Origin of the sequence: Anatilimnocola aggregata, from assembly GCF_007747655.1 — a bacterium.
Classification (GTDB): Bacteria; Planctomycetota; Planctomycetia; order Pirellulales; family Pirellulaceae; genus Anatilimnocola; species Anatilimnocola aggregata.
Map to the genome: position 1 here is coordinate 693,389 of NZ_CP036274.1, position 21,031 is coordinate 714,419.

At 58.3% G+C, this 21,031-nt stretch carries 15 protein-coding genes; 9 read left to right on the forward strand and 6 right to left on the reverse strand.

Annotation, left to right across the window (positions count from 1 at the left end):
• The first annotated feature begins 726 nt into the window (after positions 1–726).
• The 4 genes from ETAA8_RS02615 (at position 727) to ETAA8_RS02630 (ending at position 6,455) form a co-directional block, all read left to right on the forward strand.
• A complete protein-coding gene (locus ETAA8_RS02615) occupies positions 727–1,653 on the forward strand; it encodes an ABC transporter ATP-binding protein (RefSeq protein ID WP_145084464.1) in 927 nt (308 codons plus the stop codon).
• A gap of 78 nt (positions 1,654–1,731) precedes the next feature.
• Entirely contained in the window at positions 1,732–3,582 is a 1,851-nt protein-coding gene (locus ETAA8_RS02620; protein WP_145084467.1) for an ABC transporter permease, read from the forward strand.
• A complete protein-coding gene (locus ETAA8_RS02625) occupies positions 3,579–5,513 on the forward strand; it encodes a hypothetical protein (RefSeq protein WP_145084470.1) in 1,935 nt (644 codons plus the stop codon). The genes ETAA8_RS02620 and ETAA8_RS02625 overlap by 4 nt, the downstream gene beginning before the upstream one ends.
• A gap of 9 nt (positions 5,514–5,522) precedes the next feature.
• Entirely contained in the window at positions 5,523–6,455 is a 933-nt protein-coding gene (locus ETAA8_RS02630; RefSeq protein ID WP_145084473.1) for a cobalamin-binding protein, read from the forward strand.
• Between the two features lie 2 nt (positions 6,456–6,457).
• Here the strand turns inward: ETAA8_RS02630 and ETAA8_RS02635 are convergent, their stop codons facing one another.
• Positions 6,458–7,660: a L,D-transpeptidase gene (locus ETAA8_RS02635; RefSeq protein ID WP_145084476.1), complete on the reverse strand. Its 1,203-nt coding sequence runs from the start codon at positions 7,658–7,660 to the stop codon at positions 6,458–6,460.
• A gap of 224 nt (positions 7,661–7,884) precedes the next feature.
• Positions 7,885–9,420, reverse strand: a complete 1,536-nt coding sequence (locus ETAA8_RS02640; protein ID WP_145084479.1) for a CehA/McbA family metallohydrolase — start codon at positions 9,418–9,420, stop codon at positions 7,885–7,887.
• A 195-nt stretch (positions 9,421–9,615) separates the two neighbouring features.
• On the opposite strand from ETAA8_RS02640, the gene ETAA8_RS02645 reads away from it, so the two are divergent.
• On the forward strand, positions 9,616–10,914 hold the full coding sequence (locus tag ETAA8_RS02645; protein ID WP_145084482.1) for a DUF1552 domain-containing protein: 1,299 nt from the start codon (positions 9,616–9,618) through the stop codon (positions 10,912–10,914).
• 100 nt (positions 10,915–11,014) lie between these two features.
• On the opposite strand, the gene ETAA8_RS02650 is transcribed toward ETAA8_RS02645, so the two are convergent.
• Together ETAA8_RS02650 and ETAA8_RS02655 are read right to left on the reverse strand one after the other, a co-directional pair.
• The gene (locus ETAA8_RS02650) at positions 11,015–12,664 is read right to left on the reverse strand and encodes an Rne/Rng family ribonuclease (RefSeq protein WP_145084485.1); all 1,650 of its coding nucleotides are present in this window, start codon (positions 12,662–12,664) and stop codon (positions 11,015–11,017) included.
• Between the two features lie 789 nt (positions 12,665–13,453).
• Positions 13,454–13,828 (reverse strand): hypothetical protein, encoded by a 375-nt coding sequence (locus ETAA8_RS02655; protein WP_145084488.1) that lies wholly within the window; start codon positions 13,826–13,828, stop codon positions 13,454–13,456.
• 598 nt (positions 13,829–14,426) lie between these two features.
• Between ETAA8_RS02655 and ETAA8_RS02660 the strand changes: the two genes are divergently transcribed.
• Positions 14,427–14,669: a hypothetical protein gene (locus ETAA8_RS02660; RefSeq protein ID WP_145084491.1), complete on the forward strand. Its 243-nt coding sequence runs from the start codon at positions 14,427–14,429 to the stop codon at positions 14,667–14,669.
• A gap of 272 nt (positions 14,670–14,941) precedes the next feature.
• Here the strand turns inward: ETAA8_RS02660 and pgsA are convergent, their stop codons facing one another.
• Positions 14,942–15,574 (reverse strand): CDP-diacylglycerol--glycerol-3-phosphate 3-phosphatidyltransferase, encoded by a 633-nt coding sequence (gene pgsA / locus ETAA8_RS02665; protein ID WP_145084494.1) that lies wholly within the window; start codon positions 15,572–15,574, stop codon positions 14,942–14,944.
• A 58-nt stretch (positions 15,575–15,632) separates the two neighbouring features.
• On the reverse strand, positions 15,633–16,670 hold the full coding sequence (locus ETAA8_RS02670) for a Gfo/Idh/MocA family protein (protein ID WP_145084497.1): 1,038 nt from the start codon (positions 16,668–16,670) through the stop codon (positions 15,633–15,635).
• 128 nt (positions 16,671–16,798) lie between these two features.
• Between ETAA8_RS02670 and ETAA8_RS02675 the strand changes: the two genes are divergently transcribed.
• The 3 genes from ETAA8_RS02675 (at position 16,799) to ETAA8_RS02685 (ending at position 21,021) form a co-directional block, all read left to right on the forward strand.
• Positions 16,799–17,545: a HisA/HisF-related TIM barrel protein gene (locus ETAA8_RS02675; protein ID WP_202921521.1), complete on the forward strand. Its 747-nt coding sequence runs from the start codon at positions 16,799–16,801 to the stop codon at positions 17,543–17,545.
• Positions 17,546–17,719: 174 nt separating this feature from the next.
• Positions 17,720–19,336, forward strand: coding sequence for a sodium:proton antiporter (locus ETAA8_RS02680; protein ID WP_238397662.1), 1,617 nt, complete (start codon positions 17,720–17,722; stop codon positions 19,334–19,336).
• A 431-nt stretch (positions 19,337–19,767) separates the two neighbouring features.
• A complete protein-coding gene (locus ETAA8_RS02685; RefSeq protein WP_145084502.1) occupies positions 19,768–21,021 on the forward strand; it encodes a TMEM43 family protein in 1,254 nt (417 codons plus the stop codon).
• Positions 21,022–21,031 lie beyond the last annotated feature (10 nt).

The window sequence follows — 21,031 nt, forward strand, 5'->3', positions numbered from 1 at the left end:
CAAAGCGGTTCGCAGTATTGTCCAAGAACGAAAAAAGGCCACTGAGAGCGGGAATTCTCAGTGGCCTTCAGGCGGGATTGATTTTTTGAATGAGCGACAGTTGATTCGTCGCCAGGCAGTTCTACCCAGATGCCCGGGGAGGTCGCTCCGTTCTCGTCGAGTGGGTCATCACCGGTCGTTCTTCCGGCGATGGAAGTGCTGCATGCGTCTTTCCTCCATGTTAAGACTGGGGACTCACGGTTATCAGCCGGCCGGCTGGCCACCACAAGCCTGTTCGTTCCATCGTTTCCCCTGCGCCGGGGCGTCTTCGATGGAACAAACTTATTGCACGCTGCGTGCCAGAACGGCCTTGACTTCTCGAAAACGGGTGCGGGGAGACTTGGATTTGACGGCGAACTTGTCTGCCCATCGCCCCAAACTCTTGAAGCGGCGAGGTTTAGCAGCGAACCGAGAATTTGTGCCAAGCTTCCATCGATCCCCCCGCTAGCTGGATCGCCAACCCGCAGTTGTAAAAACGTCTCTTGACCGATTGGCAATTTTACAATTTCACTTTGAACTTTCTTCCGCTAGCGGGCGTACTGCGTGCAGGTGCAAGTAGTGCCGCCCGCCGTTTTTGCTGGCTAGAATTTGATAAACTTGTCGGCTTGCCTCGCACTTCAGGCGGGGCCACTCATTTTTGCAGTTGTTTTCCATCATCCCGCTCTGCTTCTCTTTGGCCTCTTTGCTATGACTGCTGCTACTACGCTGCCGGCATCGCCGGTTCGCCCCGCCACTACCGATGAAGTGGTGATCGAAACCCGCACCCTCACCAAGGTTTACAAAGACTTTTGGGGCCGGGCCAAAGTGCGAGCCTTAAATGCCTTGGACCTGGAAATTCGCCGTGGCGAAATCTTTGGTCTCCTCGGGCCGAACGGTTCCGGCAAGTCGACCACCATCAAGCTCGTCCTTGGGCTTCTTTTTCCGACCAATGGCCGGGCTTTGGTCTTTGGCAAAGAGGCGACCGAAGTCACCAAGAACGAGCGGATCGGCTATCTGCCCGAAGAGTCGTATCTCTACAAGTTTTTGAACGCCGAAGAGACGCTCGACTTTTACGGTCGGCTGTTCAACATGCCGTCGCAGGTCCGCAAGGACCGCATCAACGAATTGATCAACATGGTGGGGCTCAACTGGGCCCGGCGCCGTCAGCTGCGGGAATATTCGAAGGGTATGACCCGCCGCATCGGTCTGGCCCAAGCGCTGATTAACGATCCTGAGCTGCTTCTGCTCGACGAACCGACCTCCGGTCTCGATCCCATCGGCACGCGCGAGATGAAGGACTTGATTCTCAAGCTTCGCGATCAAGGCAAGACGATCGTCATGAGCAGCCACTTGCTGCCCGATGTGCAGGATGTCTGCGATCGAATCGCGATTTTGCATCAAGGCGAATTGAAAGAGCTTGGCCGTGTCGATGAACTCCTCACCGTGCAGGACGTGATGCAGTTGCGGGCCCGGAATGTCACGCCCGAGTGCGAAGCGGAACTGCGGGCGGTTCTCGCCCGGCACAATACCGAGCTGCTGGCCGTCGAGCGGCCGACGCTGTCGCTCGAAGAGTTGTTCCTCAATATCGTGCGCGAAAGCGAAGCCCGACCGGGCAAGCGAGCCCCGAACTCGTAAGTGCGCTCTTCGTGTGCACCAGCGACAACCTGGTTGCAGCCGCCCGTGAATCAGCCGCCTTTTGAATAAATCAGTGCCATGCTTTCCTTCGAAAACAGACTAATCACCTATTACGAATGGTTGTGGGGAAGTGCCTACAACTGGCAACAGCCCGACAAGTGGGGCTTTGCCATCGGCGCGGTGATCATCATCTTTGCCCTCGCGCTGCTGGTGCCGTTTTTCTGGTTCGTGATTGCCTCGTTCTCGCGCGGGCCCAGCGAAGCCTTTTACCTGGTTTCGCGCTCGATCCTCTCGGTCTTTACCGAAGATGCGCCGGGCTTCTCGCTCCGGCGCACGTTGGCGATTGCCAAGTTGTCGCTGCAAGAGGCGGTTCGCAATCGCGTGCTAATTGCCTTCGGTTTGTTCCTGGTGGTGCTGCTCGTCGCCGGCTTGTTCCTGGATGTAAAAAACAGCAACCCCGCGCGCCTCTACCTGAGCTTCGTCATTTCAACGACGAACTATCTGCTGTTGTTGATGACGGTCTTTCTCAGCACCTTCAGCATTCCGAACGATATCAAAAACCGTACCATTTACACCGTCGTCACCAAGCCGGTGCGGGCGAGTGAGATGGTACTGGGCCGCATCATGGGCTTCATGGGCATTGGTTCGCTGATGCTCCTCGCCATGTGCGCCGTGAGTTACGTCTTCATCTTGCGCGGCCTCACGCATTCGCACGAAGTAGTCACCGACAGCTTTCAAGCCGTCGTCGATGAGACCGGTGCCCCGACCACGATGGAAAAAGGTGAGACAACCAACAACTATCACCACCAGCACGAAATTGTGATCGACGAGAACGGCAAAGCCACCGCTAGTACGGTGATGGGGCATACACACGAAGTGACAGTGACCGGAACCGGCAAAGATCGCAAGCTCACGCTTGGTCCGCCACTTGGCATGCTGCAAGCCAAGGCACCCATTTATGGCCGGCTTCAAGTTATCGACTCCAGCGGCAACTCGAGCGTCACGGGGGGTATTAGCGTCGGCGACGAATGGAGCTATCGCGGCTATATCGAGGGTGGTTACAACACCAAGGCAGCCGCCATTTGGACGTTTGACGGAATCACGAAAGAGCGCTATCCCAACGGGCTGCCGTTGGAAATCAACCTGCAGGTGTTTCGCACCTATAAGGGGAACATCGAACGTGGCGTGCTCGGCGAAATTATTCTGCGCAACCCCGATGAAACTGCCCGCGTACGACAAAGCGGCCCAATCGTATTCGAATCGCGAGAATTCGTTTCGGACTACAAGTTGATTAACAAAGAGAATCCCAAGTATCAAATCGATCCGTTCGACTATGTAAGCGACGATGGCAGAATTCAAGTCATCATTAAGTGCGCGGAGCCCTCGCAGTACTTCGGCATAGCGCAGGCCGACGTCTACCTCCGTCCGTCCGATGGCATCTTCGAATTGAACTTTATCAAGGCCTACTTCAGCATCTGGCTGCAGATGTTGCTGGTGACTTGCTTCGGTGTGATGTTCAGCACTTTCCTCAGTGGGCCGATTGCCCTGCTGGCGACGAACGCGGGTGTGGTGTTGGGACTGTTCGGCGAATTCGCTCGCAATGTCGCAACGGGCGCCGAACAGGGTGGCGGGCCGATCGAGTCGATCATTCGGCTGGTCACTCAGCAGAATCAAACGACCGATATGGAAATGAACGCCATTGCCATGAACATCATCAAAGGGTTCGATAGCACGCTGATGTATTTCATGTACGGACTCACCTATATCCTGCCGGATCTAACGCAGTTCGACTCGTCTCAGTTCGTGGCGAATGGTATCGATATTTATCCGGCAGTCGTACTGCGGCAATTGACGATGGCTCTCGTTTATGCCGCTTGTGCGACGTTTGCTGGTTACTTCTTCCTTAAGTCGCGGGAGATCGCCGCGTGAACAAGAACCAATCTCTTACTCGCAAAGTTGTTTACATCACTGCGATTGCGCTGCTGATGATTCCTCTCTCGCGTTTGAGCGAGCCCGCTACACTCACGCGCACGAAGGACGAGAGTGGCCAGGTGCGCGAAGTCGGTACTCCCGGCGGCACCTTGGCCCGCATGCGCGCCGAACATGGCCTGGCGCAAGCCCAATTGGGAGAGATCGATCCAGCCAGCGCCACAATGAAACTCGCCACGCTCGGCATGCGTCCGGTGGCGGTCAGTGTGCTGTGGCAATACGCCAATCATTACAAAAAGGTCAAAGACTGGGATAAGTTGGAAGCGACGGTCGAGCAGATCATTCGCTTGCAGCCCAACGATCTGGAAGTGTGGGACTTCCAGGCACATAATCTGTCGTACAACGTCTCGGTCGAGTTCGACGACTATCGCTACCGTTACCAATGGGTGAAGAACGGTATCGCGTTTTTGATTCAAGGGACCGAATACAACCGCGACGAACCGGGCCTGCTCAATCAGGTCGGCTGGTTCACTGGGCAAAAGATCGGCCGCTCGGACGAAGCCAAGCAGTTCCGCCGCTTGTTCCGCGACGACAAGGAATTCCACAAGCTGTTCCTTGATGCGGGGGTCGATGTCGATCAATACGCGGCCAAGGGTTACGACGGCAAGCCCGATAACTGGCTCGTCGCGAAACTTTGGTACGATCGCGCGATGGACGCCGCCCTGAACTCGGGCCGGCCGATTCGCGGCAAGACTCCGCTGCTGTTCTATAGCGGTGCGCCGATGTCGCTCATCAATGGTGCCGCAGCAATCGAGAAGGATGGCCACTTTGGCGATCGTGCCAAGGTCGCCTGGGAAAGTGCCTCCGAAATGTGGTACGGCGGTGACGACAAATCTGGGCCCAAGGAAGTGAAGCAGGTCTACGGCAACCGACTCATTCCCACCTCGGCGGGATTCGACATCCGCTTGAATGACCTGGAAGAGGTCGAACAGCGGATGAAGACTGCCGCCGCAGAACTCGATAAACTGGCTCCCGGTGTGCGCGAAAAACTGAGTGCCGAAAAGAAAGCAGCGCTGCCGGAAGATGTGCGCGCCCTGCTCGATAAGCCAATTGAAACGCTAACGTCCGAGCAATATCAAAAGCTTGGCTCGGCTCCGCAGCAAATCATTCCGCGGAATGAAGAGGTGGCCAGCCAGGTGACCGGTCCTGGCCGCGTGCGTGCTCTGCAACTGGCCGACCAGTTGGAAGCGGAAGCCAAGCTGGCACAGTACATCAAGATTTATCGCGGTATCGTCAATTTCGAATACTGGCGCGATCGCTGCCGGGCAGAGAGCAAGCCGCGGATGCTCGCCGCACGGGCCAAGGTGTTTGAAGCCGACCGCAAGCTGGAACTGGGACAAGGCTTCAGCGATGTGCAGAAACTGTACGAAGACTCGTTTCAGGCCTTCGCCGAAATCTACGCCGACTTCCCCGACCTGATGGCCAATCCCGAAGCGGAGGAGCTTGTCGAGTCGGTCGAACGTTATCGCGACTTGCTTTCGCAACTCGACAAGCCGTTCCCTGCCGATTTTGTGCTGAACGAGATGCTCGACAAGCATCAGCGCGGCCGCAAAATTCGCGACCTGGCTAAACTCGTCAGCGATGCTGCCACCGATTCGAACTTGCCCAAGAAGTCGGACGATAAGAAGGAAGAAGAATCGAAGAAGGAAGAACCAAAAAAAGAAGAGTCAAAGCCTGCCGACGAGAAGAAGCCTGAAGAGAAGAAGCCCGAAGAGAAGCCGGCTGCCGACGAGAAGCCCAAGGACGATGCTCAGAAGGTTGAGAACAAACCAGCCGAAAAGCAAGCAGACGAGAAGCCCGTAGAGAAAAAGGCCGAAGAGAAAAAGGCCGAAGAGAAAAAGGCCGAAGAGCAGCCAGCGGAAAAGAAATAGCCGCTCCTCATGCGAATTGTCTCGCTGCTATCGAGCGCTACGGAAATGCTCTTCGCACTTGGGCTGGGGGAGCAAGTGCTGGCCGTCAGTCACGAATGCGATTGGCCAGTCGGTGCCCGGCATCTGCCGCGGGCCACGCACTCCCGCATCGATAGCAGTCAACCCAGCGACGCCATCGATGCGCAGGTGAAACAGCTTGTCGCTGGTGGCGAGCAACTCTACGAACTGAATGAACCACTCCTGCGCCAGCTGCAGCCCGACTTGATCGTCACGCAAGCGCAGTGCGATGTGTGCGCAATTCGTCTGGCCGATGTCTTGAAGCTGCGTGACGATTGCCCAGAACTGCGCGCCACGCGCGTTTTGCCGCTCAATCCCTTGTCGCTCGCCGATGTCCTTGCCGACATTGCGCGCGTTGGTGAAGCCACGGGAGTGCCGTCCCGGGCGGCAGATTTGGTCGCTGGCTATCGCGCTCGAATTGATTCCATCGCCAGCCGCACGAACAGTCTCGCTGCCCGTCAACGACCGCGCGTCTTGTGTATCGAGTGGGTCGCACCTTTGATGCCAGCTGGCAATTGGACGCCGGAACTGATTCACCTGGCCGGTGGCGACAGTGGCCTCGCTATCGCTGGCCAGCACAGCCGCTATGCAACATGGGCAGAAGTGGCAGCATTCGATCCGCAGGTGATTCTCGTCGCCCCGTGCGGCTTCAATTTGCCACGCACCCTGATTGAAGCCGAACAACTACACCAGGTACCCGGTTGGCAGAACTTCACCGCCCTTCGCACGGGACGGGTCTTTGCCATCGATGGCAACGGGCTCCTCAATCGCAGCGGGCCGCGGCTGATTGAATCGCTCGAACTCCTCGCGCAATTGCTGCAGCCCGAGATGTTCGCCGACTTCGGGCTGCGGTCGTATTGGCAACCGCTCGTGTCTGCGCCGTAATTCTACGGCTTGATGACCACTTCTGAACTGACGCTCAGAATGCTGGCCAGGTCTTGCGCATCTTGCGGGCTGAAGCTAATGCAGCCCAAGGCAGGACCACCGGCGGTCGCGGGGCTCCCGTGCAGCGAGACGTTGTTTCCCAAATCGAGCCACCAGCCTCCGTAAGGATTAGCCGGATCGTTGGCGGCCAATTGGCGGCCATCGCGACCGACATACAACTTCTCTCGGCTCTTCTCGCGCACTTGATAAGTACCGGCTGGCGGTTGTTCATCACCAACAGTGAAGGAGAATCGTCCGGCATAGAGCGGGCCCAGGAAGAGAGTCAATTCGCCAGCAGCAACGCTGAGCTCCGCACGAAACGGACCGGGAATCACTTTCAATTCGGTTCCCGGCACGAGCACTGCAGAATCGCGCACGACGGCCGAGTTGATGTTCATCAATAGCTGCGCGTCGACTTTGTACATGCTCGATACTTCGTACAGCGTTTGCGTTTTACCAACCACGCGGTGGGGTTCGCCGAAGTGATGTTCGTTGCTGTAGATCACCTTGCCCGCCAGCGCATCGAGCCAGGTCAGAACTTGTTGCCGCTCAGCTGGGGTCAGGTAGGTGTTATTGGCAAACGGCGAAAGTTCCGCGAGGGCGTCGCGAAACTTGTTGTCCTGCACGTGCCGCTCGACCAGCAGCCAGGCTTGCTTCAGCTTGTGGGCTTCGAGCGCGGGTGTGGTTGCTGCGGTCGTTGGAGTGGCAGGCGCAGTCTGAGGTTGCGATGGCTCGATTGGCTGCGAATAAGTTGGTTGAGTGTAGGTAGACGACCCGGCATTGGGATCAGACGGTTCAGTAGCGAACGGAGCAGGTCCACTCGGCTGAGTTTCTGGAATCGTTGCTTCTACGGGTTCAACCAGCGGCGGAACACTGCGCTCGGGAGCCGGGTAGTAGGCGGGAATGTCTCTCGTTGGCGCGATTCCTTGCTGATCGACGACGGGAATCGTCGAGGCTGCAGGTGGCGAATCGATTAGCGGCGGCAACGACGGTTGTCCATTGGCCGCGCCTTGACCAAAGTCAATTGCGGGGGGCTGCATCTCGGTCAGCTGTTGCTGCGAGAGAGAGCTCGAGGGGGACTTTTCAGGCCCATTGAGAGTGACGTAGACCCCGTACAGCACGCCGGCCAGCACGAGGATCACGCAAGTCGATTTGAGTGAGTTCACATCCGTCCTCCCTGACAAACTGCAGGCTCAACACGTCGCATCATGCCAGCTGGCCAACCTTGCACATCGTCGCGCAAAGGGAGCCCGCCCGGCTAAGCCTGACACACCATGCGCACGATAGCGAACTTGCAAAAATCGGCAAATAGCAAGTTCCAAGAATGCCAAAACCTGTCAGCTGTCACTCGTGGGATAGGCTTCCAGCCTGTCAACTTGACCCCTTAGCACTATTCCGCGTTCGCTTCCGCCACCTTCTGCTGCCAGAAGTCGCGGGCCTGCCGGTGGAATTGCATCACGGCTTGTCTTTGCTCGGGGTCGGTGAGCGTGATCCGGCGGGCTCGCTCCGTCAGCCAATCGAGCATGAACTGGGCCGACTTTTTGCTCACCGTTCGCTCGTAGCCAATCTCAACATAATAGGGGGCAGTCATCGCAAAGCGATATGTCTTCGCCGCGTTGGTCACCGCGCGAATCATCAGCCAACCGCTGCGGTCGAACTTGACGGTCGGCAGCCGCCCGCCTGCTTTGGCCCATTCATCCAACCGAGTTTCGTGGACAACTTTGCCGTTCTGAATCACTTCCAAATATTCGATCTTCTCGCGCGTCGCCAGGTTGAGCGCGATGCTGAGTTCAACGGTCTGCCCTTTCTCTGCTTGAAAGACATGTCCCGGAGGCTGTTCGTTCACGAGCGGACGAAGGAGTGGACCATTCGTAATGACCACGCGACCTTGCTTCAAACCGTCCCACCAGGCTTCGGGCGAGAACTCTTCGCAGTAAACATAAACGCGGTTATAGCCTGCTGGATTGGTGGTGAGCCCACTGCCACTGGCAGCCGCGGGAGCGATGCGCAGTCCGCAATTGAGCAGATGAAAGTAAGCTTCCTGCGACCAACGTCCTGCGCCGGTCGTGCCCGGATAGAGCGCGCCGTCTTTGGGTTTCTCCCACGCGGCTGGTGCTTGGATTTCGTCTCGCTGCAGTGACTCACTGGCAACGACGAGGGAATCCAATTGCCCGGCGGCTACCAGCGCGGGCAAATCCCAAAGCGTGGCACTGCGGGCGGCGATATGTGCTGCTGCTTGTTCGCGCGCTTGGCCCACGATGGCGAAGGGGCTGGGGAACTCCTGACCTGCTGCTCCGAGCGCGAAGGGTTTCGTCAAATTCAGCAGCAGGAGTGAAGCTCCGGCCCGCTCGTCGCGGCCGCCGAGAATTTGTGCGAAGCGTCCATCGCTGGATCGCAGCAGTGGGTCGGTCGGCAACGGCCTCTTGTCCCACAGGCTCTTGTTATTCCACCAGGTGACATCGGCCACGATATCCAACTCTTCCGCCCGCATCAGCAGTTCGACTTCGGCCGGATCGCGCGCCAGGTGTAAATCGCCGGCGTACCACTTTTCCTTGCGCATGTTCACGACGCGATGCAGGTCGACGACCTTCGTATCCTCAGCACCTCGTTCGATTTCGAAGTTGCCATAGCGAGTCTTGTACTCGGGCCCGTGTTCCATTTCGAACGTGTAACTGCCCGGCGCGAGATCGAGCGTGATCGTGCCATCGAACGTAAAGTGATCGTGCCAAAAGGGAGTCTTGGTTGGCGGACGAATCGCTTTGCCGCGGACGTCGCGCAGGATCATCCGCACGGCCAGCGGCTTGCCGGTGTCTTTATCGACCGCCTCGATCGTGAGTTCGCCGCGGCCGTTGGCAGCACTGGCGGCCGGCAATTGACAACCGATCAGCACGATCAAGGCAACCGAGCAAATTTCCAGGTATCGCATGCAACGAGACTTCCGCGCAAGACCTCTGTGACGATTCGACCAGCGCCCGCAATGCGCGCGCAGCGTGCCGCACAAACATAGGTCACGGATTCTGGCCCAAACTCTTCCATCAATAAACTTGAATTGATCGCTCCCGGTACGCTATTCTGCAGGCACCGCTCCCCGGCAGCCCACCTCTCTCCGTTGAGACTCGCGATGGCCACTTCAACCGCAGTCACGCGTTTGCTGAATCAATCCTCACGCCGTTCGTTCTTGCGAGCTGCGGGCGTAACTCTCGCGCTGCCGATGCTCGACGCGCTGCAACCCAAGTTGCGCGCGGGTGAGAAAAAGGTTGTGCCACGGCGAATGGTCTGCATTTGCACACCGCTGAGCGTGAATCCGAATTACTTCTTTCCCACCGATACGGGTCGCGACTACACACTCTCGCCCTATCTCGAACCGCTCGCCGAACTGCGGAACGATTTCTCCGTCATCTCGGGCTTGTCCCATCCCGATGTTGGTTCGAGCCACGATTCAATCTTCAGTTTTCTGACTGCCGCACCACATCCCGAGATTCGTGCGGGCTTTCGGAACTCGATTTCGCTCGATCAATTTGCCGCGGAGCATTTGGGAGGCCAAACGCGCTTTCCGAGTTTGTCTTTATCGGCCGAAGGCTTTGGGTTGTCGTGGACGCGCAGCGGAGCGCTCGTGCCGCCGGACCTTTATCCCGCCAGTGTCTTTGCCAAGATGTTTCTCGATGGCAGGCCCGACGAAGTCGAATCCCAAAAGCGCAGGCTGCGGAATGGTAAGAGCATCCTCGATACGCTGCACGCCCAGGCGAAGCAATTGAATCCGGCCATCGGCACGCGCGACCGGGAAAAGCTGGACGAGTACTTCACCAGCGTGCGTGAACTCGAACAGCGGATGGTGGTGCAGCAGGAGTGGGCGAATCGACCCAAGCCGAAAGTCGATGCCAAGCAGCCCGCGAACAACATGAACTCGGCCGATCTTATCGGCAAGAACCGCCTGATGTTCGATTTGATTCACCTGGCCATTCAAACCGACTCGACGCGGCTGATCACCATGCTGCTGCTCGGCACCAGCAATGTGCCGCCGATTCAAGGGATCTCAGCGGGGCACCACGACCTGTCGCATCACGGGCAGGATCCGAAGAAGATCGAGCAGCTGAAGATTCTTGAGCTCGAGAAGATGAAGACCGTGCAGGAGTTGCTCTCCAAGCTAAAGAACACGCAGGAAGAGGGGGAGTCGCTGCTCGACCGGACGATGGTCTACTTCAGCAGCAATTTGGGGAACGCCAGCAATCACTCGACCAAGAACTTGCCGATTCTGTTTGCCGGCGGCGGCTTCAATCATGGCCAGCATCTGGCCTTCGATCCTAAATCGCCACCGCCACTGAGCAATCTTTATCTTTCAATGCTTCATCGCTTGGGCATTCCCAGCGACAAGTTTGGCTCCAGTAGCGGCACTCTCACCGGGCTGGCAGCGAAAGCGTAGCGCGCAATCAGCAACCAACGCATGCGATATTCCACCGGGCGAGTTCGCTGTTGGAGTGCGAACTCGCTGCGCTTGTTGATGCCGCAAGTTTTCTGGAGAACTACACCGGCAGCACAATCTCGCGACCTTCGACATCGCGAAGATCGATTTCCAGGTGTTCGGGGAACACCGTCGCCGAGCTGAGAATCTGCACGCTCATGTTGCAGTCATCTTCCAGCCGGGTGATCTCGCGTCGCTTCTTGTTGTTCAAGTAAGCGCCAACGGGCTCCGAAACCTTGACCGTAGCCCGGGCAATCTTCGGCTGTTGGCTGGCGAGCATCAGCAGGCGAACGACTTCAATCGCCATGCTTTCGGCAGTCTTCACCACACCACGGCCCGTGCAGCAGGGGCAGTCGCTATAAACAGCCGTCTTCAAGCTGGGGCGAATCCGCTGGCGAGTCATTTCGATCAAACCGAAGGGACTCGTTCGCAGAATCTTGGTGCGGGCGCGGTCGCGGCGCATCGCGTCGCGCAGGGCCCGTTCGACACCGCGGCGATGCTTCTCACGACGCATGTCGATGAAGTCGTTCACTACGACACCGCCCAGATCGCGCAGCCGCAATTGGCGGGCAATTTCCTTCGCCGCCGAGATGTTCAGCTTGAAGGCACTCGTTTCGGCATCGTCGCCGGTGCGGAAGTTACCGCTATTCACGTCGATGGCGACGAGCGCTTCGGTTTGATCGATGACAATCGAACCACCCCCGCGGAGCGGCACCTTGCGCTTGTGAATACCAGCGATTTCCTGATCCAACTTGTATTTGTGGAACAGTGGCTCGCGGCCGTCGTAATGATGCAACCGGTTCACGTGCCGCGGCATCACCAGCTGCAAGAATTCTTTGGCCCGTTCATAGGCATCGGCCTGGTCGATGTAGATGGCATCGATCTCGGCGGTGAAGATGTCGCGAATGGTCCGGATGATCATGTCGCTTTCTTCGTAAATCACGCCTGGTCCAGTGGTCTTTCGCAAGCGGCGAACGATCACCTTCCACAGTCGCAGCAGATAGGCCATGTCGCGCGAAAGTTCCTTCTTCGCCCGATCCTGACCAGCAGTCCGCACGATGAAGCCCAGCCCCTTCGGCGGATTAAGTTCCAGCAGCGTGTCTCGCAGGGTGCGGCGCAGTTGATCGTCTTCGATCTTGCGCGAGACACCAACGCGGCCGAGCGCGGGCATCAACACCAAGTAGCGGCCGGGAATGCTGATGTAGGTCGACAGGGTTGGACCCTTGGTCCCAATCCCTTCTTTAATGACTTGCACCAGCACTTCGTCGCCACGGCGAAAAATCTCTTGAATCGGCGGCTTGATGCGTGGGCGGCCACCACGGGGCGGACGCCGCTGGCGCTGTTGGCGTTGCGGCGGACGGTCACCTTCTTCGCCACCCTCTTCGTCGCTGTCGCCGTTGTCGTCTTCACCGGTATCGATATCAGCATTGCGGCCGCCCATCATCGCTTCGGCCGGGTCGAAACCACCTTGGCGGAAGTATTGCGACTCGACATCGCTGATGTGCAGAAAGCCGTTGCGGCCGACGCCGAAGTCGACGAACGCAGCCTGAATGCTTGGCTCCAGGTTTACGATCCGCCCACGATAGATATTGCCGACGTAATTGTCCGCACTCGCGCGCTCGATGTACAGCTCTTCCAGCAGGCCATCCTCAATGATGGCAATTCGGCACTCCTCGGGCTGCGAGACATTCACCAACATTTCGCTTTTCATGGACTCGTTTTCTCTCGTGATTTGAAGGCCCGCCCTGGCACCTATCCTCCGGCGCAGCTGGTCGTAACCAGCCGTCATGTCCGCCGGCCAGTGTTGGTTCGGCCACCGTCGATAACGACGCGCAACTCGCAGACCAACGAACCAATGCTGGGCGAAAGCCAGCCGCGCAGCGCGGGAGAGTGGCCCGGCGAGGCGCGTGATTCGCGCTCTCGCAGTTTGATGTGGGCCGCCAAGGGCGCTGCCGCCAGCAGCTTTCGCTCGAGCTGGCTGGCTCGCGACGATAGCCGTCAGGGCAAAAAACAGACGTATACGCAACGTGTACGAAAGCCCGCGAACGGGCGCTAGCAGCCACTTGGGCTTCAGCCGATGAGTCCAGTTGATAGCAACGGGCGAGCCGTGTCGAACGAGTCGACTCGCCTGGCGCTAATCGCGCAATTCTGTGCGCGGTTGTACCTTGCCCCGGGAGGGCCGGCCACAAGGACCGGGCATCGAGCGTGAATGGCAAGGTTGGCAACATCGTGAGTGAGGAACAGAGTAGCTGCGAGCTCTCCGGCCTGATGGCACCCCCCATGCTGACAGCCAGCAAACGAGCGCATCACGCCGAGACTATGGGCGATTATTATGCCGGAAACCAGCCCGCTTCGCGACACCAAACCCCGTTCGGGCCAGAGTTTCTGGCGAATTCTTGGGGCGGCGGCAGTTTAGTAGCCATTTTTTCGCACACCCCGCTTGAGCGAGTCCCAAGTTCCAGCCCCCCTCGCCCTCGATTGTTGCTTGTTCCGCCCTCGTTTAGTCGGCGTCGCCCCGGCGCTCCGAGTCTTCATCGTCGTCGTCGTCATCATCGGCGTCGCTGTTGTAGACTTCGAGCGGGACAACCACGACGAGGATCTCTTCGACGTTCACGATGCCGCCGGGAGCCGGGTACTTGCTCAGGCGATGGGCGACCTCGGCCACGACAAGAATCTCGGCGGTGATGGCCATCACCTGCTCACCTTCGCGCGGCACGTGATCGGTGCGGACGAGAAAGTTCTGATAGTCGTCGATATTGACCTCGTTCATCGCGAGGTTGAGGTCGGGCATATAGACGAAGCGAATCGGCGTCCGTCTGCTGGCGGTGCTCCCGGGAAATTTCCGGGGCGGACCTCCTCGGGGGCGCTTCGTCATGCAACTGCTTTCCGATGTCGGGAGTCGGGCGTGGGCAGAGACCGCTGCGGCGGTACTCATCTACTCTAATCGAAACTTGCAGCTGGCAAGGCTCGTCGCGGTGCCCGCCGCACTATAGGCTTCCGCACCACAGGATTCTCGGCCTCCGCCCACCTCAAAGCGTAACACTATATCGCGATTAGCGCGATTCTGAGAGGCGTCTTTTGCGGTAAGTGCCGATTATGCCGGGGCGGCAGGCAGCCCTCACCTCGCATTGCCCAGAAAGCAGCAAAGGTCGTAGTCCAACTGGCACTCAATGTCATCTGGTTAACCCACTCGCTTGCGAGGGTGAACTGTAAAATCGCAGAACTAGCAGTTCAGCGGCCGCAAGCGGCTCGGTTAACCAGGTTTGGCAACCTGACATCCATCGAGGATTAAGCGACTACGCCCTTTGCTCACCGCTCCAAAGATATTCCCTCGCTTGATCGGTTGCGGCAAGCCAGCGGCCACCGTCGGTTTCCATGGGGTTCCAGTCCGAACCAGCGACGACTCGTCCCAATGAATACTCGACGCGAAAGCGAACTCGATCTGCCAGAATTTCCTGAATCCAATTGATCGCATGTTCGGCGGCTTCACGCTGCCGGTCCTCTTTCCGCTCGGCTCGCGATGGAGAACATTCGAAGTGGCGATGACTGATCTTTCCCACCGCTACAGTGAGTTCGTCACCATCGTTGTGGACGACGAGATCACCGACCTCGGGCGCCCTTGCTGGAACGCGGAGAATCTTTGTCGCGTCAGCAGTCCGGTGCAGTTGCAGAACATCGGGCAAAAGCCCGAAGAACACGTTCGCGAGCTTGGGTGACGGTGCGGACATAAGTCTGACGGCTAATTGCCTATACTCTTGCACGGCAGTCAAGTTAATCTGCTCTGCGACCAAGGGAAAGAACTCGAATTGTCTCAAGCAGCAAACGTGGGTCGGGCACCCCGTCCCTTACGAAGGGGCATTCCATTTTTGGTTGCGCACCGCCCTGCACGACGATCCGATACGCTTCGAGCATTGCCTCGCTGAACCGCTCTGGTTCGTTAGGGACGTGGTCTTTGGCCTACCCATTACCCACTATCGGCTGCAGCTGCTCAATTCATCTTTTTGGCAGCGATGAAGACATACTCGAGGCCCGAGTAGATGGTGATCGCGATGGAACCCCAGACGGCGATGGGCAGCACGACTCCCAACCAATCGGGCAGCGGGGTGCCTGCTCCGTACTGGGCAAAGTGACGGAGGGCAACGAGGCTGGCAACGACCGCGAGGCATTGCACGACCATCTTCACCTTGCCGGCCCACTTGGCCGAAAAATCGCCGCCGCTTCCCTCAATCACCGAGCGGAGCGCGGTGACGAGCAATTCGCGCCCCATCACGACGGTGGCCATCCAGGCGGCGATGCCTGAGTTCACTTCGGCCGCAAGAAAGATGTAGGTGCCGCAAATGATGATCTTATCGACGAACGGATCGAGTACGCGCCCCAGCTTGGTCACCTGGCCATACTTGCGGGCCCAGTAGCCATCCATCCAATCGGTGCTGGCGGCGATCACGAACACAATCAGCGCGGCCGTGAATTGGTGCAGGGGAATGAGCACGAACACGGCGATCGCCAAGACGAGCCGCACCATTGTGATGATGTTGGGCACATTCCAGATATCGTTCTCGGTGCCGCGCGCGGTAATTGCGTTGAGCTGAGCTGTGGCGTGCTTTTTCTTTTTGGTGGTCATGTGTATGTAGCGAGGGTTGAGATTCGCGGCCCACCATTCGATTTGATGATGTGCGAACCTAGGGCGACTCGGATGTCGGCGGATTCACCGCAACTCGTTTGCCCGTGTAATAGCTTTCGCGGGCGGCGATGACGACCGACAGTGCGCGGTAGGCATCTTCCAGGTCGTTCACTTTGCGCACCAGGCTCGTCACGCCCCGATAGAACTGCATGAGTAGATGTTCGCCGACGGGACGCTCGCTGTCGAGCGATTCCAAGTGCCGGCCCGCTTCGTCGAACCAGGTGAGGGACGACGGCAGGTCGATGAAGGCCATCCCCCGCTCGCAGCAAACTTGCAAAGCAGCTGGTGGGCGAAAGGAGACCGCTTCGGGCCAGGACGACGGCATATAGCGGCCGCAACTGATTTGCGCGACCGGGCCAACGCCAATTTCGCCAGGAGGGGAAAAATCGAGGCTCATCATTTGATAATCGTCGCCATCGGGCTGGCCGGTGAGGCTGTGGCGAATGCCCATGACCGAAGTTGGCTCCAGGCCGGCGACATAGCGGCACCAATCGACCTGCTCGATCATTTCGCGCTGCATGGTCGGGCAATTGCGGGTCGGGCGGCGACCGTGGCCAGCAGGTTCGACGGACGAGCGGCGATGGCAGAAGAGGAGTCGCGGCTTGCCCAGACGCGTCGCAATCAGTTCCTTCATGCGAATGGTCGCGGGAGCTAAACGGCGGGGAAATTCCGCCATGAAGGCAATGCCTGCCTCTTCGACCCTCTTCTTCAACATGGCCGCTTCGGCGGGAGTGTCGATATCGAGGGCCGCGCCGCAATAAACGCTCTTGCCATAGTCGCAGGCCGCGATGATCGGCAGCGGGCCGTACCACTGGGGTGAGAGAATCAAGACTACATCGATATCGCTACGAGCACAGAGGGCCCGAAAGCCGTCCATTTCTTCCGCGCGAAAGTCCTTGGCCGCTTGTTCGGCCAGATGGGCCACTTCACAGCAGATGGCTTTGATTTCAAAGCGATCGGAGAGGGCCCGCAGGGCGTGCCGATGCCGACTTTCCCAGGCGTCTCCCAAACCCACGATCCCGGCTCGCAGTTTCATGCTCGATCGTCAGCCTGGTTTTACCTCGGTTGTGTCCCTGCGCGGCCGCCTGCGGCAGTCGAGTTGCGCAGCGAATAGTATAGTGCGAGAAAGATCGTTTGTCTTGGCAGTTTCGAAGGAAGTCTGCGGTGCGAGTGATTCCGGTCATCGATCTGAAAGAAGGACTCGTCGTGCGCGGCGTGGGGGGGCGGCGCGACGAATACCGCCCCATCGTCAGCGAACTCGTCCATTCGTCCCATCCCGGGGCAGTCGCGACCGCGCTCAAAATCGCCTTCGAATTCAACGAAATCTACGTGGCCGATCTCGATGCGATCATGCTGGGCATTCCCGACATCGAATCCTGGCAAGCGATCGCCGAAACCGGTTTTTCGCTCCTCCTCGATGCGGGTGTTAGCACGGCTGACGAAGCGGCGACAACCTGGCAACGGCTAACGAGGTTGCCGACCGAGAATTCTCGCCTGGTACTGGGGCTTGAGTCGTGGAGTGGTCCAGACGAACTGCAGCAACTGGCCGCCGCGGGTCTGATTCCGCTCGAACGAGTTGTCTTCAGTCTCGATTTGCAAGAAGGCCGACCGATTACGACCGACGCGGCTTGGAAAAAAATGACTGCGGCCGAGATCGCCGCAGCAGTGCTGCGCTGTGGCATTCGCAGTCTGATCGTGCTCGATCTGGCCGCTGTGGGGAGCGGTCGGGGCATCTCGACGCTCCCGCTCGTGCGAATGCTAAGGGGGGCTTATCCGCAGTTAGAGATCATCGCGGGGGGAGGAGTTCGCGCAAAGCAGGACTTGAGCGATCTTTCGCAAGCCGGTGGGTCGGCCGTGCTCGTTGCTTCGGCCCTGCACGACGGTCGACTCTCGCCCGGCGATCTGCGCTGAGGTGACAAATAGTCGTAGATGACAAATTCTTCAGACCGTGTGCAAATGACCTGAAAACCGCTGCAGATCGTCCCTTTCCGTCGGTTTTTCGGCAAGTTACGATAGGGCCTCTCTCCTTGTCGCCGGCTTCCTTTGGCCGCTAGTTCAGCCCTTCAGCTAACGATACGAACTTCGATGATGAACCCGCCAGTGAAGAGCGCCCTCCTGTGCGCTGCCATGATCTTGTCCGGTGTTTGGTGTGCGACGGAATTCCCCGCCGCGGCCCACGCGCAAGAGCCCGCGACTCCGGCCACAACTCCTGCCGAGGCAGAGGCCAAAACAGCGGATCAAGCTGCTCAAGGAACACCCGCAGCGACGCCGGACGACCACGCTCATGCCGCCGGCCACGAAGGCGAGCACGACGCCGCGCATGCCGCGCATAGCAATATGGGATTGGAACTGCCGCTAGTATCTGTGCTGCCATTCGTGTTGCTGCTGCTGTGCATCGCGATCTTCCCTCTGGTCAGTCCCCACTGGTGGGAACACAACACCAACAAGGGAATCATCGTTGCCCTCCTTTCAGTACCGCTGGCTGCGTATCTGGTCTACGCCTTTGGTACTGCCGGCGTACACGAGATTGCCGAAAAACTGCACGAATACGTTTCGTTCATGATTCTGCTGGCCGCGCTCTATGTCATCAGCGGCGGCATCTATATCAAAGGTTCGCTCAACGGCACACCGCTGGCCAATACGATGCTCTTGCTCATTGGCGCCTTGCTCGCCAGCTTCATCGGCACGACCGGTGCTTCGGTGCTCCTCATTCGTCCGCTGTTGCGAGCCAACCGCACCCGCAAACAGGTGGCTCACATCGTCGTGTTCTTCATCTTCATCGTGTCGAATTGCGCCGGGCTGCTCACGCCACTGGGCGATCCACCATTGTTCATGGGCTTTTTGAAGGGCGTCCCCTTCGAATGGACCCTCATTCACCTTTGGCCCCATTGGCTGCTGGTGAACATCATGCTGCTGGTGATTTTCAATATCTGGGATCAGGTCGTGTTTGCGAAAGAAGAAAAGGAACGCGCCGGATCACAGTTGGAAGCAGTGATGAAGCACGAGCCGCTTGGCGTCGAAGGGGGGCTCAATCTGCTATTCCTGCTGGGTGTCGTCGCGACCATTTATGCCTCGGGCAATTTTGCCTTCTTCGGGCAAAAGCCTTGGCCGATTGGAGTGGCCGAAGGAATGATGGCCGGTCTGGCGATCGCCGGGTATCTGACCACCAGCAAGCAGAACCGCCTCAACAACAAGTTCACGTTTGGTCCGATCATCGAAGTGGCGGTGCTGTTCATCGGCATCTTCATCACCATGGCCCCCGCCCTGCAAATTCTCAATGCCTGGGGTCGACCGATTGGTGGGCGCGAAATCATGGGCGTTAAGTTCGCCATGAGCGAAACCTGGCAGTTCTTCTGGGTGACCGGAATTCTCTCCAGCGTTCTCGACAATGCACCTACGTACATGACCATCGCTGCAACCGCTTGCGGGTTGAATGGTGTAGAAGTGGTCGGCCCGATCTATCTCAAGACCTTCCTCGAGAAGGGCGGACCCGATGCGGTGAGACTGCTGGCTGCCATTTCGTGCGGGGCCGTGTTCATGGGCGCGAATACCTACATCGGCAACGGCCCGAACTTCATGGTCAAAGCCATTGCGGAAGAAAATCAGGTCCGGATGCCGAGCTTCTTCGGCTACATGCTCTACAGCGGCGCGGTACTGATTCCGATCTTTATCATCGTGACGCTCGTCTTTTTCCGGACGTAGTCGCTGAACGATCGATGGATACCAGGTTGCCAAACCAGGTTCACCGGGCCGCTGGCGGCCGTTTGAACGGGTGGTTCGCTTGTTTTGCAGTTCACCCGCGCAAGCGCGTGGGTCAACGAGATGACATGGAGCGCTAGTTGGACTAGTCGTCGCCTGTTTTTGTGAAGGGGGCGAAGTCCGATTCGGTAGCTGAACGATGGCCCATTCAGCTACTTTGCGCTGGCGCGCAAGGGGTTCCAACTGAGCCGTTTATTCCTACGCGGTACGTGCCGGCGGCCAATTACGGGCTGAAACGGCACCGGCAGGGCCTGCAAATTCCCTCTCTGCCGAACTGTTTGCCACACTTGTCACGCTGGCTGGCAAGAACGACGATTCTCTAACGAATAGTTTTCCGCCCAATCAGGGTGGCAAATCAAACCGGAGAGTCTCGCATGTCAAACGATTCCTTTTCTGTGACCAGCAGTTCGTCGTGGGGCTCGCGGATTACGAGCGCTCTCTTCGGCCTGCTCATTGCACCGGTCGCCATGTTTGCTGGCAGCGGACTCCTGTTCTGGAACGAAGGGAACAGCGTCAAGACGGCCAAGAGTCTCGACGAAGGCGAGAAGCAAGTCATCTCGGTTCCGGCCGACCAGATCGATCCAGCCAATAACGGCAAGCTCGTCTATGTCACGGGCGAGACGGCCGTCGAGGGAGCGCTCCGCGACGAGAAGCTGGGCGTTAGCGAGCCAGCCATCAAGCTGCGGCGCGTCGTCGAGATGTATCAGTGGACGGAAAAGAAAGAGACGAAAAGGCGGAACAACAAGACAGTCACCACCTACGACTACACGCGCAAGTGGGTCGAAGGCACGGAAAGCTCAAGCGGTTTTCATAAGCGAAGCGGGCATGAAAACCCCGGTTACATGCCGCTGCACTCGCATGAAGAAGTGGCCGACAAGGTCACGCTGGGCGCGTTCACACTCGATACCAATCAAATTGCCCAAACCGATCACGCTGGCAATCGCAAGCCTCGCGTGATCTCTGCCGAAGAGTTCGCTGCGATGCCGGAAGAAGTGCGGCGCGATGCGGTTCTGCGTGGCGACGAACTGTACATGCCGGTGAGCAAGTGGTTCCCTCATGCTCCGAAAGATCAAATCAACAGCGAGTTTGCCGAGGAATTCAGGGGGGGCGGAGAAGGGGACACGCAGGTGGGCGACGTTCGCATTAAGTTCGTCGTGGTAAAGCCCGGGCCGACGACCATCGTCGCCGAACAAACAGGGACAGGCTTCGAACCGTTCACGACCAAAGCTGGCAAGCCGATCAGCATGTTGCGCACGAAGACGCTGCCGCCGCATGAGATGTTCGAACTGGCCCGCAGCGATAACACCTTCTGGACCTGGGTGCTGCGCGGTGGCGGGGTGCTGGTTATTTTCTTCGGCTTTATGTTTTTGATGGGACCGATCACTGCCGTCAGCGATTGGATTCCCATCCTCGGCAATCTGGTTAGCGGCGGTGTCTTTGTTATTGCCATCGCCGGCACGCTCATGCTGGGCTCGCTGGTGATCGCCTCGGCCTGGCTCTTCTATCGCCCGGTCTTCGCGATCATTGTCTTTTTAGGAGCATTGATGCTCGCAGTTGGGATCTATTACCTCTTCCGCCGCAAGCCCAAACCGATTCAGCACGACAGTGGTTTGGAAATTGTGGGCTAGGCGTTAGCGA

Excerpts from the sequence above, each read along its gene's own strand:
- ETAA8_RS02615 (WP_145084464.1), top strand. The coding sequence starts at position 727 with ATGACTGCTGCTACTACGCTGCCGGCATCGCCGGTTCGCCCCGCCACT.
- ETAA8_RS02620 (WP_145084467.1), top strand. The coding sequence starts at position 1,732 with ATGCTTTCCTTCGAAAACAGACTAATCACCTATTACGAATGGTTGTGG.
- ETAA8_RS02630 (WP_145084473.1), top strand. The coding sequence starts at position 5,523 with ATGCGAATTGTCTCGCTGCTATCGAGCGCTACGGAAATGCTCTTCGCA.
- ETAA8_RS02640 (WP_145084479.1), bottom strand. The coding sequence starts at position 9,420 with ATGCGATACCTGGAAATTTGCTCGGTTGCCTTGATCGTGCTGATCGGT.
- ETAA8_RS02645 (WP_145084482.1), top strand. The coding sequence starts at position 9,616 with ATGGCCACTTCAACCGCAGTCACGCGTTTGCTGAATCAATCCTCACGC.
- ETAA8_RS02650 (WP_145084485.1), bottom strand. The coding sequence starts at position 12,664 with ATGAAAAGCGAAATGTTGGTGAATGTCTCGCAGCCCGAGGAGTGCCGA.
- ETAA8_RS02655 (WP_145084488.1), bottom strand. The coding sequence starts at position 13,828 with ATGACGAAGCGCCCCCGAGGAGGTCCGCCCCGGAAATTTCCCGGGAGC.
- ETAA8_RS02660 (WP_145084491.1), top strand. The coding sequence starts at position 14,427 with ATGTTCGGCGGCTTCACGCTGCCGGTCCTCTTTCCGCTCGGCTCGCGA.
- pgsA (WP_145084494.1), bottom strand. The coding sequence starts at position 15,574 with ATGACCACCAAAAAGAAAAAGCACGCCACAGCTCAGCTCAACGCAATT.
- ETAA8_RS02670 (WP_145084497.1), bottom strand. The coding sequence starts at position 16,670 with ATGAAACTGCGAGCCGGGATCGTGGGTTTGGGAGACGCCTGGGAAAGT.
- ETAA8_RS02680 (WP_238397662.1), top strand. The coding sequence starts at position 17,720 with ATGATGAACCCGCCAGTGAAGAGCGCCCTCCTGTGCGCTGCCATGATC.
- ETAA8_RS02685 (WP_145084502.1), top strand. The coding sequence starts at position 19,768 with ATGTCAAACGATTCCTTTTCTGTGACCAGCAGTTCGTCGTGGGGCTCG.